Raw genomic sequence first — 13976 nt, forward strand, 5'->3', positions numbered from 1 at the left:
CCGGGAGTCGCTTTGTCTAGACAATTCAACGGGATTGAGTAGAATAGTGACACCGGCATAACTCGCCGTTGCTTACAACCGCGACTCATAGGAGAGCTGCAATGACTCACGTCTACGATCCCGCAACCGCGATCAACGACCCCAATGGCATCACCTGGGGCATGCACCCGATTGCGTGGCGTAACGACGACATTCCCGAGGTCGGCGAATGGAACACCATTGACATCATGTTCGACGACCTGGCCGAGGCCGGCTTTGCTGGCACCGAGGTCGCCGGCTGGTACCCCTCGAAGGAAGAGACGAAGGAAAAGGCCGACGCCGCTGGCCTGAAGATCGTTGCCCAGTGGTTCTCCAGCTTCATCGTCCGCGACGGCGTCGAGGCCGTCATCCCAGACTTCCGCACCACCTGCGAGTACCTGCAGTTCCTCGGCGCCACCCGCGTCGTCGTCTCCGAGCAGACCGGCTCGGTGCAGGGCATCCGCGACATCTGCATCTTCGAGAACAAGCCCGTTCTCAAGAACGAGGAGTGGCCGGTCCTGGCCGAGGGCCTGAACAAGCTCGGCGAGATCGCCCACGAGTACGGCCTTGACCTGGTCTACCACCACCACCTGGGCACCGTCGTCCAGACCAAGGATGAGACGCTGCGCATGCTCGAACTGACCGATCCGGAGAAGGTCTCCCTGCTCTTCGACACGGGCCACGCGTTCGTGGGCGACGGCGACGTCATGGGCCTGCTGCGTGGCGCAATCGACCGCATCAAGCACGTGCACTTCAAGGACGTGCGCCCCGCCAAGATGGAAGAGTCTCGCCAGGCCAAGCGCTCTTTCCTCGACTCCTTCCTCGCCGGCATGTTCACGGTTCCCGGCGACGGCGCCATCGATTTCACCGAGCCCTACGCCTTCCTCGTTGAGCACGGCTACAAGGGCTGGATCCTCGTTGAAGCCGAGCAGGATCCGAAGATCGCCCCTCCGCTCGAGTACGCGCACATCGCGCGTGACTACGTGTTGGGCACGCTGCTGGGTCAGTGAGCAGCTTCGCGCGGTTCCTCAACTTCCCGCGCGAATCATATGGGGGTGGAAGCGACTCGTTCGCTTCCACCCCCATTGCTCTCCAGCGCCGTGGCACGCAACATTCTGCGTGTGACGTGATCCTTGCGTGCGCGTGGGCGGGGCGCCGCCTGGCCGCCCACATTCCGCTGCGTGTCTTCGAACCCCTCGTCGTCGCGACGACAATCGTTGCGACGGTGCCGCTGCTCGTATAAAAAGTTGTCGGCGCGAGCCTGAAGGCCCGCGCCGACAACCTCGTCTCACGCCCGTGGGGCTGTGATGACCAGCGGCAAAGCATCGCCGCGGGCATCGGTCGGAGGCTGTTCCCCCGCCTGCAAGGTCAGACTCTGCCCATCCCACGAGCACGCCGCGCCCGGCGTCAGAATCGTGGAACGCGAGTAGTCGAATCCGCTCGGCAGACCCGACACCTGCGTGACGGATGCATTCGCCACCACTGCGACGTGGTCCTCGTGAACGAGGAGGCGGACCCAGGCCTCGTCTCCTGCAGACTGCGCGGTCACGGCCTCGAAGTCCTTGGCCGACAGCGCACGCACGCCGCGCAGCTCCTCCCCATACAGGTCATTCCAGGCGCCCATGCCCTCGAGGCACTCACGCTGCTCGCGCGGGATCGTGCCGTCGGCACGCGGACCCACGTTGAGCAGGAGGCGCCCGCCGCGCGCAACCACATCCACCAGGTGACGGACGGCCGCCGCACCACTGAGGTACTGATGCTCGCCCTCTGCTCGGTTGTAGCCGAAGGATAGGCCGACACCTCGGCAGTTCTCCCACGGCTTGCCGCTCGTCTCGGAGTCGCCCATGTGCTGGTATTCGCTGGTCAGGTAATCCGCGTGAACACCGCCGTAGCGGTCATTCGTCACGCCCTCGGGGCGCGCCGCGTAGAAGTACTCGAAGAGCGTCCCCAGGCCATAGGGGCCGAAGTTCTTGCCCTCGTCCGGCCAGTCGATGTCATTCCAGATGACGTCGGGTGCGTAGCGGTCGATCAGGTCGCGCACGTGCACGAAGCAGTAGCGCGCGTAGTCGGCGTCCTTCGGGCGGCACAGGTCCTTGCAGTCGTCCTCAGAGAGGATGGGACGCGCGGGCCGGTAGTGCCAGTCCAGACCACCGGAGTAGTACAGGCCGACCCGCAGGCCCTCGTCGCGCGCGGCGTCCGCGAAGCCGGCCACGAGGTCGGTGCACGGGCCTCGGCGCACGGTGTTACGCGTGCCCGTCTCAGGGGCATCCCACAGGGTGACGCCGTCATGGTGCTTGGTCGTGAGCACCGCGTAGCCGGCACCCGCACGGTGGAAGAGGCGCATCCACTCAGCCGGATCCCACGCGTCGGGATCCCACGCATCCAAGAACACGTCGTACGAGGCCGACCCGTACAGGTCCTTGTGGCGCTGGGCGGCAGGCGAACCCGGAATACGAATCGTATTGAAGTACCACTCCGCGTAGGAGTTGTGGGTGAACCATGCCTCCCAGTCCTCCTCAACGCCCAGCTCCCCGTGATCCTCGGCCCACGCTGGGACCGAGTAGGGGCCCCAGTGGACGAAGATGCCCAGCGGGGCGTCCTCGAACCACTGCGGGGTCGGGCGTGCCAGGGAACTCCAGCGCTCGGTGTCCGTCATCGTTTCGCTCATGTTCGTCATCGTCCTCCGAAGGCGCCCAGGGTAACGCCCTTTTCCAGCTGCTTCTGCAGGAACACGACCAGCAGGATCGACGGGATCGTCGTCATCGTCACCGCGGCCATCAGCGGGCCCCAGTCGGTGCCACGCTCACCCGAGAACATCTGCAGGCCCAGCGGGATCGTTGCCAGCGACGAATCGTTGACCACGATGAGGGGCCACAGGAACGCGGACCAGTAGTCGATAAACGCGAACACGCCAACCACCGTGATCGGAGCCTTGAGCAAGGGCAGCAGGATCTTCGTCAGGATCTTCCAGTCGCTGCAGCCGTCAATACGAGCCGCCTCCTCGAACTCGAGGGGCAGGGACATGAGGAACTGACGGATCAGGAACGCGCCGAAAGCGCCGAACGCGAAGGGCACGATAAGGGCAAAGTAGGAGTTCACCAGGCCCATGCGCTGCATACCGATGTACAGCGGGATCACGAGGACTTCCTGGGGCAGGACGAGCGTCCCCAGGAACAGCATGAACAGGTGATCGCGACCCTTGAAGCGCAGACGCGCGAACGCGTAGGCGGACAGAACCGACACGACGACCACGAGGGCGGCGCCTGCCAGCGAAACGATGAAGGAGTTGAGGACAACTCGGCCAAACGGAATAGAGTTAAGAGCAGACGGATAGTTATCCCAGGCGATTCGACTGCCCGTCGGACTCAGGCTAAAGACCTCTGTCGTGGGCTTGAGCGAGGTCGCGACCATCCACGCGAAGGGGAAGAGGAAAGCGACCGCGATCAGGCCCAGGAGGACGACCGAAATCGTCGTTGATACGCGCTTGTTATGCATCGTAATTCACCCACTTCTTCTGGCCAGCGAACTGCAGGGCCGTCACCGTCATGACAATCACGAAGAGCACCCACGCCATCGCGGACGCGTACCCGAGCTTGTCGAAAGAGAAACCGTTGCGGTACAGGGCCAGCACGATCGTGTTGGTCGCCTCACCTGGGCCGCCCAGCGTCAGGAAGTAGGGCTGAGCGAAGACCTTGAAGGCGCCGATGATCGTCATGACCGTGCAGAAGAAGACAGTCGGGGAGATCATCGGGAAGACGACCTTGAAGAAGCGCTGAACGCCGTTGCAGCCGTCGATCGTCGCGGCCTCGAGCACCGAGGTGTTCAGGCCATTGAGGCCTGCCGTGAGCACGACGATGTTGTAGCCCAGCCCCTGCCACAGGCTCATCATGAGCAGCGAGCCCATCGCGAGAGCCGGGTGGTTCAGGAAGGGGATGTGCTCGATCCCGAAGACGGCCAGGGCCGAGTTGACCACGCCGTTGTCGGAGAGCATGAGGCGCCAGATCAGCGCGTTACCGACCATCGGCGTGACAACCGGGATGAAGAAGATGACGCGCAGGACGCGGCTGAGCCACTCGGGAACGCGCTGGAGCCAGTAGCTCAGGCCGATCGAGATCACCAGGTTCAGCGCCGTGTAGCAGGCGGCGAACACGACGGTGTTGCGCATGACCGTCCAGAACGCCGGGTCCTCGCCGCTGAGCATGCGCCGGTAGTTTTCCACTCCGATGAAGCGGCCGCCTCCGAAGATCGACCAGTCATAGAAGGAGATCACGAGCGACGCGATCAGGGGCAGGACGATGAAGAGAAGGAAGCCCATCATTCCGGGCGACAAGTAGACGAGGGCGCGCAGGCCATCGCCCCGCCGGCCCTCAGCGCGCGCGGAGTTTTTGCCGCGCTTGGAGGTCTTCGCCTCCCCCGCACCCGCCGCGCCCGAGGGCGCCTCGCGGCCGGGTTTCACAGTGTCAACGCTCATAAGCTATGCACACCTTTCCGTCGAATGTCAGTGGGTTCCACAGTCCCGCTCACACCATCGTTAGCGCTAACGGAAAGAAACCCACGAAACGAGGCCGGGGAACCGAGAAGGTCGCCCCGGCCTCGTTCATGGTGAGCTGGGATCAGCCAGCGGAGTTCTGCAGATCGGAGAGGATATCCTGAGCGGTCTTGGTGCCGCGGAAGCCCTCAGGCGAGTACTGCTGGAAGGACGTGTTGATCTGGTTCCACGTCGTGGTCGTCACCAGCGGGGTGCCATTCTCGAGGAGAACGCGAACAGCCTCGGCGCTATCCGCGGGCTTGTTGGCAGCCCACTTGTCCATCGCGGACTCGACGGAGGGGACGGTGCCCTGCTTGTCGGCGACCGTGCCGATGACCTCGGGAGTCACGAGCTCCTTCAGAACGTTGAAGGCCGCCTGCTTGTCCGGGCAGGACTTCGCAATGCCGAAGCCGGAACCCTGGATGACCGCACGGGGCTGCCCCGTGGGGGTCGGGATAACGGCGACGCCGAGCTTATCGCCCAGCTCCTTCTCGAAGGAGCCGTACATCCACGGGCCATCCACGATCATCGCGGCGGTACCGGAGGTGAAGGCTGTCTGGGCCGGGCCGTCGTTGTCGGCGGCGTTCGGGGCAACTGCGACCTGCTCCTTGTGGACCAGGTCGAAGGCGAACTGGACGCCCTCGACGAACTTGGGATCCGTCAGGGTGTTCTTGCCGTCCGCTGAAACCTGGCCGCCAAAGGCGATGCCGAAGTCGCCGGGGGCGTTGCCCAGGAGGAGCGGCTTAACGGCGATGCCGTACTTGCCGTCACCCGTGAGAGCCTTGGCGTCCTTGAGGAACTGCTCGGTCGTGTAGGAGGTTGAAGGGGCCTCAAGGCCGGCCTTCTCGAACATCTCACGGTTGTAGTACAGGACGTCGGGCTCGGCGTCGTAGGGCAGAGCCAGAACCTTGCCGTCAACCGTCATGCCCTGCATCATCGCAGCGTTGTAGTCGGAGGCCTTGATGCCGGCGGCTTCCATGTAAGAGTCGAGAGGCTCAAGCAGGCCGGACAGCTCCTGCGCACGGGCGGCCTGCGTGGTGAGGATGCAGGGCGCGTCCGAGGCGACCATGCGGGTCTTGACCTTGGTCCAGTAGTCGTTGAAGGCCGGGCCGTCGAAGGTCAGGGTGAAGTTGGGGTCCTTCTCCTTGGCCGCGTCAACGAAGGACTGCCACTGGGCGCGGTCGTTGTCGGTGGAGACCCAGGTGTACATCTGGTGGACCTGGTCCGAGCTAGCACCACCGCCAGAGCTGGTGCTTCCCGAGCCGCACGCACCTGCGAGCAGGGCGAAGGCCGAGGCGGTCGCACCGAGTGCGAGGTACTTGGAGATAGTGGGGCGCACGCTGCGCTCCTTCCTTGTCAGGGGCACCGGGGTTCCAGTCAACGCATTGCCTCTCTGTAACGCGTGTCCGGGAACGTTCCCGAAAGTGCCGTCTCTCGTCATTGAAATTGACAGGACAACTGTACCAGCCTCTGAGCAGGGCACACAAGGGAGAATTTTGCATTCGTCACATCCAGCGATTAATTCTGACGACCCTGTGAAGGCTTTTAATGACGTGGGCGACAGGCTTTTCAACCGTTTTCATCAAACTCTTGTCAGCCTGTCACCCATCCAGTTTGATTAAAGAGGGATTTTAAAGATCCAAAACATCACGCAGCGCCTCGTCCAGGGATGCGGTGCCCTCCCCCAGCATGGCCTCGAGGCTCTCGAGCGTGTGGTGCGAGGGGCCCGCCAGGAATGCGACCATCGCCCCCACCTTGGAGGCGTCCACGCCCATACGGGCCGCCCACGCGCGCTGGTACAGGCGCAGCTGAGTCACGAAGTACGCGACCTTATCCGGCTTGGTCGCGGCGCTCACCGGGCGTCCACTCTTCCAGTCGACGACCAGGTAGCGGGGACCATCGCCGCGCACGCGCTCGAACACGGCATCGATACGGCCCTGGACGGACACGCCGCCCACCTGAACTGAGAAGGCCTCCTCGATCGCGACGGCCCGGTAGTCCGACAGCTCGTTCGCGACAAAGGCACGGAAGTTGGTGCGCAGCCGCTCCAGGCGCTCGCGCTCACCGTCCGTCAATAGGGCCTCGTCCGCCGCGTCGTCACCGCCTGCCAGCGTAGCGTCCTCACCCGCGCTCACCTCGTTGCCCGCGGTGATCTCCGAAGCCGGATCCGCGCTCGCGAGGTGAAGCTCGCGCTCCACCCACGCGTGAAACACCGTGCCCAGCGCGGAGAACGAGCTGGGGCGAGCAGGCATGGGTCGGCGCATATCTCGCGCGAACTCATCCGCGTCCTGCAGGAGCGCCGACACGGACGTCGCGGGTACGCGCTCGGCCCACAGGTCCACGACCGGCGTCTCAAGCCCCAGGTGATACTCCTCGATGAGTGCGACCGTATCGCGCACCGCTGGGTCATCCCCCAACTGCGCCAAGGCCTCGTACACATCCTGATCCTGCGCCAGGTCGCGAATCTGCGCCCCGACGGCCTGCGCGGCCGCGGCGACCCTCTGGCGCGAGGGGCCGGGTTCCTCCGGGAAGGACACCGACGCCGTACCGGCCGCGCTGTCGACGATGTCCTCGTCGCCGGGCTCCGGCGCGATCAGGCATACTCCGGCACCGGACACCGATTCGATCCCCAGGCTGCGCCAATCGCCCCTGGCCCACACGCCGCGGTCTCCCACGCGCACGAGCGTGTCGTCGACCAGGTCCGGCGCATCACCGAACAGCTGCGCGCGCGCCTCCATCAGGTAGCGGGAGGGCTGCCTCGTGGTCGAACCCGTCCGATAGATCCACGAGCCCACGAGGAGCTGGATGCTCCGAGCGCGCGTCATCGCCACGTATGCCAGGCGGCGCTCCTCGCGCTCTGCGTGCACTCCCAGGGAGCGCCCGTAGTGCCCCTTCACCCACTTCGAGTACGCGGCCGAGGGCTTGGCCTCGCCCTCTACGTCCAGCAAGAACGGCGGCAGATCCGCGCGGTCCCCGCGCAGCGGGTGCGGCAACGCGCTGGCATCCGTCAACCAGGCAGTAGCGATCGGCGGCTCATCCAGCCACGACACAGTCTTGCGCTTGTCGTGCGACGGGAAGATGCCGTCACTCAACCCGAAGACGACGACGCAATCCCACTCGAGGCCCTTGGAGGCGTGGACCGTCATGATCAGCACGGCGCGCGGGTCGGGCTCCCCCAGGGGTGCCTCGAGCCCGTCCTCGCGCTCGTCGGCCATGCGCAGGTATGCCAGGAACGAGCCGAGGGAGGCCCCCGGCGTATCCTTCTCGTAGGCCGCCGTCACCGCGATGAACTCGTCGAGGGCCGCGCGCCCGCCCATCGACAGCGGATCGGCGATCACGTCGTCCAACGTGCCCATGATGAGGATCGCCCGCTCGACTTGCTCGGTGACCGAGCGCCCCACGCCCTCGCGAACCTGCCGCAGGCGCTCGCCCAGCAGCCGCACGCGGCGCACCGCCTCCTCGCTGATCGCCGGCCGCCCCTCGGCCGCCCACCCCGGCTCCGGCGGAGAATCCACCGCATCCACAAGGACCGCCTGGTGGGGGTTTGTCCCCTCCGAGCGGGCGAGGACACGCGACCAGTCGCCCAGCGCCATCAGGTCGGTGGCCCCCAGGTCGATACCAGCCAGCAGGCGCGCCAGCCACGGGGAGGCCTCGACGTCATAAGCCAGTTCCAGCGCGGCGCGCACGTCCTGCACGGCGGGCTGGTCGAGCAGACCGCCGAGCCCCACGATCTCCGTCGGGATACCCGCGTCACGCAGGGCAGCATCCACGTACGCGAAGTCCTTGCGGCGCCTGCACAGCACCGCGACCGTGCGCCGCTTGCCGCCCTCGCTCGCCTGGGAGCGCACGCTGCGGGCGAAGTCGACCACGGTACCCAGCGCGGCCTCGTAGTCGGGGGCGTAGGCGACGTCGACATGCCCGGGCCCCGCTCCGTCTCGCGCGACCAGGACGGGCGACTGGGCCTTGAGGTGCTCTTTGCCCTCCTGGTACGCGGCGACCTCGCGCAGGGGCGCGGCCACGCGATTCGCTGCGTCCAGGATCGCCTGGTCGTTGCGCCAGGCGGTGGACAGGGTGAGCGTCTGGCTCTCCTGTGCCTCCCCCGTCTGGAATCGATCCAGGAAGGACTCCAGCGACGAGGCCGAGGCTCCCCTCCAGCCGTAAATGGCCTGATTCGGGTCGCCCACCGCGGTGACAGCGTGGTCGCCGAACAGCATGGACAGCATGTCCATCTGGATCACCGACGTGTCCTGAAACTCGTCGAGGAGGACCGCGCGGAACTCCTCGCGCAGCGACTCGCGAACCGCCGGGGCCTCGCGCACGATGCGCGTGGCCAGGACGAGCTGGTCGGAAAAGTCCAGCACGCCCATGTCGCGCTTGCGCTTCTGATACTCCGCGATGGGGTCGAGGAAGGCGATGCGGCGGCGGTTCGCCCGCAGCAGGCGCCGTGCGTCGTCGTTCGTCTCGCCGACCTGTTCGAGCTCGCGCCCAAAGCTCACGAGGGCCTCGCGGGCGCTCTCCACCGTGTAGCCGTGCTCGGCGATCTCGCCTGCCAGGTGCAGGATCTGTCCGACTGCACCCAGGGGCGTGAGATCCTCGTCGAGGTCGGTGGGCCACGCCTCGACAATCTGCAGCATGAGGTCCAGAGCCCCGGCCTCGGAGAGCATCGAGAAATCGGGGTCGATGCCGATACGCATCCCGTGCTCGGACACGATGCGTTCGGCGAAGGAGTTGTAGGTGAGGGACACGGGGTCCTCGTCGAGGCGCTCGCGCAGCTGCGGCATCTCGCGTGAGAGAAGCCGGATGCGTTCGCGCAGGCGCTCCCCCAGCTCGCCAGCTGCCTTGCGCGTGAAGGTGAGGCCCAGGATCGAGGACGGGCTCAGGTCGGGGTGGTTGGCGAGGAGCCACAGCACACGCATCGACATGGTCTCGGTCTTACCCGACCCCGCGCCTGCCACGACGAGGAGCGGGCGTCGCGGGGCCTCGATGACGCGCACCTGCTCGGGCGTCGGGGTCTTCGTCGCGTCGACGATCGCCTGAATCTGCAGGGCACTCAGAGCCATTGCACTGTCCTTTCCCACGTCACTCCACCACCTTGCGGCCGCGCTCGCGCGCCGGGCACAGCCGGTCGAATGAGCAGTATCGGCAGACCTCCTGCGAGGGCCTCGCCTCGAAGTACGGGCCACGGGCACTGAGTGCCACCTCGCGCACCGACTCGCGCCACCGCTCCAGCTCCTCGCCCTGGAGCGCAGGCTGATCGTAGATCTGCGGCTTGGAGCCGCCCAGCAGCGCGATGCGAGCCCCCGCGACCTTTTCGCCCGAGGCGAGCATGGCCATCTGGTAGGCGGCCAGCTGCGGGTTTTCTGCGACGCTGGCCTTCGTGTAACCGCTCTTACCGGTCTTCAGGTCAGTGACGCGAACGCCCTCGTCGACCTGCTCGAGTCGGTCCATCCGGCCCCGGATGGTCACGCCCTCGACCTCGGCCGATACCGTCTGTTCCACCGTTACCTCACCGGGTACGCCGACGACGTAGGAGGCCAGGTTGTTCACGATCTCGCGCGCGTGGCGGTCGGCGACGCGACCAGCCCACGTGTCCAGGTTGTAGCCCAGCTCCTCGATACGCGCCTCCAGTGCCTCGGTGAGCTCCTCGGGGGTTCCGTGCGGATGCTCCTCGGCGACCGCGTGGACGAGGGTGCCGAGGCTGGCGGCCGCGTTCGACGGTGCATCGGCTCCGATCGTGGTGAGGAACCACCGCAGCGGGCATGCCAGCGCGCGTTCGAATTGCGACGGCGACAGGACGATCTGCCCGCGGTAGTCCTGCGCGCTGGTCGGCGTACCACCCGCGCCCAGCCACCGGTGCGGCTGCGCGGAAGCAATCCCCTCGCGAGCCATGAGGGCCAGGAGGGTGGCCGCGAGCTGGGCGTCAGCCGGCTCGTCGGAGTTGGCCGCACGCGCCCGCAGGTCCGCGATGTGCCCGGACAGGGACAGCGGCGCCTCGACCGGATCCACCGGGACGATGTCGTTCTCTCGATGGGTGCCAGCCAGGTACGCCACCAGGTCGAAAAACACTGAGGGCGCCGCGTCCTCCGAGCGCACCGCGCCGGCGTGCACGATGCTGCGAGAGCGCGTCACAGCCGCGACGAAGAGGCGATACTCATCATCCAGCACCGCGCGACGCGCTGCTCTCGTCGAGTCGATGAGCTCCTCGCGCCCATCCTCTCCCACAGCGACACGGCCCGCGCCCACGTCCGCGAGGAGGTCAGCGCGCAGAATCCGGTCGCGCAGGCGCAGGTTCGGCCAGGCCCCGTCCTGCAGGCCCGCGAGGACGACGACCTGCCAGTGGCGACCCATCGCCTGCGCGGGGGTGAGGACCTCGACGCCGCCCGGGCGCACGCCCACGCGCGAAATCGTGTCGATGGGGACCGAGCCGGCCAGCAGCTCCGATGCGAAGCCCACGGCGGAGCCGGCGGGGTTGCGCTGCTCCCACACGTCGGCCACGCGCAGGAGTGCCACGACGGCGTCCAGCTGATCGTCGTACCAGCCCGACGAGTCATCCGACGCGATGGCCCGCGAGCGCCACTCGCTGGCCACCCCGGATGCCTCCCAGAGGGACCACAGGCGTTCCTGTGGGCGCACACTGCCGCTCATCCCCAGCTCCCACAGGCGCGCGGCGGTCTCGAGGGGCCGCGCGAGCATTGCAGCTGCTCGGGCGCGCTTGCCGCCCGCCTGCTCAGCCTGCTCGATGGCAGGCCGCCACGTCTGCGGGTCACTGACGAGGTCGGCAGCCGTCAGCGGGATCGGCGCGGATTCGCCGCCCGCTTCCTCGGCGGCCTGGGCGCGCGCGGCGTTCAGGCGACGCAGCAGACGGTGGATGGCGAGGGCATCGGCGCGCACGAGGGGCGAGGGCAGGAGGCGCTCGGCGAGTTCGCGGCGCTGGGCCACGTCCGTGTCGCTCGTCCCCGTCGGCATGGTCACCAGGTCCAGGAGCAGGCGCGTCGTCGGCTGGGTCGCGAAGTCGAAGGCACGTCCGCCGCCCGCGACGGGCACGCCTCCGCGCGCGAGGTAGCGGCTGGTTTCGGCAACCATCGAGGAGCTGCGCACGATAACGACCTGATCCGAAAAGTCGATGCCGTCGTGCAGGTGGTGGGACCTGAGGGCTCGCGCGATGAGGGCCCCCATCTGCGAGGGCGTGGCGCCCAAGTGGGTGACCAAAGCGCCCTTCGGAGCGTCGTCCGCGACGCCGGCCTCGCGCCGGGCGGGCGAGCCGGACTGTGCGATGCGCGCGCATGCCTGGCGCGCCAGCTCACGCACGGCACGGGACATGTCGTAGACCTGGCCGAGCTCCGCGATCTCGACACCAAGAGCACTGGCAAGCCTGCGGTCCAGGTGCGGCTCGCCGCCGCGATACCCAGCCACGGCCACGTCGGAATCCGAGAAGGCAACGATCCGGGCACCCGCGTCGCGACAGGCTCGCAGCAGCCTCAGCGTCGAGGGCGTGCAATCCTGCAGGTCATCAACGATCACCACATCGGGCACGGGACACGGCGCCTGTACACCGCGCTTCGGCGCATCCTGCTCCCACGCGGCTATCAGATCGGCCGCGAGCGCCTGGATACGCGACAGGTCCACGCGCAGCGTGCGCGGATACTCCGGGGAACGCTCGGGCCCCTCCTCCAGCGCAGCAACAATCGCGCCCGCGCCCTGCCACTCCGGACGACCGAACCGGGCCCCGGCCTCGGACAGGGAGGACGCGTCCATCCCGGCCTCGCCCGCGCGGGCCACCAGGTTGCGCAACTCCCCGCGGAAGGCCGGCATCGCGCGCATCTGCGGTCCAATGTCCTCGGGCCACGGTGCATCCACCGACTCCAGGGCCTCGGCGAGCATCTGGTCCTGGGCCGCGCCCGTCACCAGCTCCACACCCTCCAAGGGCACGTCGCGCTGGGTGCGCCACGTAGCCACCACCTGATAGGCGAAAGAGGCAGGGGTACGCACCGGGCGCACCGCATCCGGGCCAAGCGCCTGCGCGCGCGGGGTCAGCACGTCGGCACGCGTGCGATCGGGAGCGAGAATCAGCGCGGAGCGGCCCTGGGCGGCCGCCTCCTCGAACACGGCCAGGGCACACGTCGAGCGGCCCGAGGACGGGGCGCCGCGCGCAATCACGTCGCCCGAGCACGCCGCGTCCACGACCGCACGCTGGTTTGCGTTCAGCTCCGGCAGACGCCACCAATCGGCGTTGCGGCTACGCAACCTGACCTTGATTTCGCTCATAACGCAATACTCCCAGACCCCACCCGCATCTGCGGCACATATGATGGCCATGACGATATTTACCAGCAAGGAGTCAACATGGAGATCTTCATCGGCATCCGCGACAACACGCGCCAGCTCGCCCTCGACGTCGACATGACCGAAAACGAACTCATGGCGAAGGTCAACGAGGCCCTCATCTCCGCCCACGGCGTCCTCGACATCACGGACACGAAGGGCCAGCGCACCCTCGTACCCGCACACGCCCTCGGCTACGTGCAGATCGCCAACAAGACCGAACGCCGCGTCGGTTTCGCAATCCACTGATTCGCGCCCAGACGAACGAGGCCGGGGAACCCGAGCGGTTGCGATACCGCCCGAGGAACCCCGGTCTCGTCTATACCCTGTGGCCTCAGGCCTTCAGGTGAATGTCCTTCATGCGCTCCCCGTGGCGCTTGATCACGTACTCCGTGATCTCATCGACGGTCTCCGGGGACGCAGCCAGCGACGGGTAGGTGAACAGCGTCGCGCGCACCAGGCCGAGGGCCTCGCCCGCCACGCGGCGCCCCCACAGGGACAGGCGCGCAGACAGTTGCTCGTCAGCCTCGATCTGCGGGCCCAGGTGCGCGCGCACCCAGTGCCCCTGCTCGAAGGGCCACACGTCCTCGATGCCCTCGAACAGGCCGTGCACCTTCGCGACGCGGATCAGCATGTCGCCCAGCATGCCACGGGTAATGAACGTCTTGACAGCTCGCTCCGCGAACGTCGTCGGACGCGTGCGCGCATCCAGGTCGTCGTACGCTCCCGAGAACGCGTTACCGGCCGCCAGCAGATCAAAGCCGCGGTGCGCACTCCACACCTCGAGCTGCTGATAAAGCTTGAAGCACTGCGCGGCCATGCGCGCATGCTCCACGTGGGCCTCGAACGTAGGGGCCTGCTCACCGTCCTTCGCCAGGCGCGTCATGAACGCAAGCGACGAATAGGCGAGAATACCAAGGACTTCGGCGTCGTCGGCGGGGACGGAATCAAACTCGTGTGCCATGACTCCAGCATAGTGCCTGACAAGCTCCACGGCCCGGCGCATGATTCCTACTCCTGTGCTTTTGGTAGCCGTCTCTGTGACCAGCCCCTCCCCCGCGAACTCCTCACACACCATTACACTGAAAGGTGACCACCGGAAGACCGG

9 protein-coding genes are annotated in these 13976 nt (G+C 66.9%); 2 read left to right on the forward strand and 7 right to left on the reverse strand.

Annotation, left to right across the window (positions count from 1 at the left end; genetic code table 11):
• The first annotated feature begins 101 nt into the window (after window positions 1–101).
• Entirely contained in the window at window positions 102–1028 is a 927-nt protein-coding gene (gene iolE, locus FOC40_RS08785; protein ID WP_003794164.1) for a myo-inosose-2 dehydratase, read from the forward strand.
• Window positions 1029–1306: 278 nt separating this feature from the next.
• On the opposite strand, the gene FOC40_RS08790 is transcribed toward iolE, so the two are convergent.
• The 6 genes from FOC40_RS08790 to FOC40_RS08815 form a co-directional block, all read right to left on the reverse strand.
• Window positions 1307–2695 (reverse strand): alpha-L-fucosidase, encoded by a 1389-nt coding sequence (locus FOC40_RS08790; protein WP_003794161.1) that lies wholly within the window; start codon window positions 2693–2695, stop codon window positions 1307–1309.
• Window positions 2692–3513 (reverse strand): carbohydrate ABC transporter permease, encoded by an 822-nt coding sequence (locus FOC40_RS08795; protein WP_003794159.1) that lies wholly within the window; start codon window positions 3511–3513, stop codon window positions 2692–2694. The genes FOC40_RS08790 and FOC40_RS08795 overlap by 4 nt, the downstream gene beginning before the upstream one ends.
• Window positions 3506–4489, reverse strand: coding sequence for a carbohydrate ABC transporter permease (locus FOC40_RS08800; protein WP_003794156.1), 984 nt, complete (start codon window positions 4487–4489; stop codon window positions 3506–3508). The genes FOC40_RS08795 and FOC40_RS08800 overlap by 8 nt, the downstream gene beginning before the upstream one ends.
• A 142-nt stretch (window positions 4490–4631) precedes the next feature.
• Window positions 4632–5885, reverse strand: coding sequence for an ABC transporter substrate-binding protein (locus FOC40_RS08805; protein WP_039929204.1), 1254 nt, complete (start codon window positions 5883–5885; stop codon window positions 4632–4634).
• 292 nt (window positions 5886–6177) lie between these two features.
• Complete coding sequence (locus FOC40_RS08810; protein WP_003794151.1) at window positions 6178–9606, reverse strand: ATP-dependent DNA helicase; 3429 nt, start codon at window positions 9604–9606, stop codon at window positions 6178–6180.
• Window positions 9607–9625: 19 nt separating this feature from the next.
• The gene (locus FOC40_RS08815) at window positions 9626–12811 is read right to left on the reverse strand and encodes a UrvD/REP family ATP-dependent DNA helicase (RefSeq protein ID WP_039929201.1); all 3186 of its coding nucleotides are present in this window, start codon (window positions 12809–12811) and stop codon (window positions 9626–9628) included.
• Window positions 12812–12889: 78 nt separating this feature from the next.
• Here FOC40_RS08815 and FOC40_RS08820 point away from each other — a divergent pair, with 78 nt between their 5' ends.
• Window positions 12890–13117, forward strand: coding sequence for a DUF3107 domain-containing protein (locus FOC40_RS08820; RefSeq protein ID WP_003793395.1), 228 nt, complete (start codon window positions 12890–12892; stop codon window positions 13115–13117).
• Between the two features lie 85 nt (window positions 13118–13202).
• On the opposite strand, the gene FOC40_RS08825 is transcribed toward FOC40_RS08820, so the two are convergent.
• Window positions 13203–13832: a ferritin-like fold-containing protein gene (locus FOC40_RS08825; protein WP_039929199.1), complete on the reverse strand. Its 630-nt coding sequence runs from the start codon at window positions 13830–13832 to the stop codon at window positions 13203–13205.
• Window positions 13833–13976 lie beyond the last annotated feature (144 nt).

This window comes from Schaalia odontolytica (assembly GCF_009730335.1).
GTDB lineage: Bacteria > Actinomycetota > Actinomycetes > Actinomycetales > Actinomycetaceae > Pauljensenia > Pauljensenia dentiphila.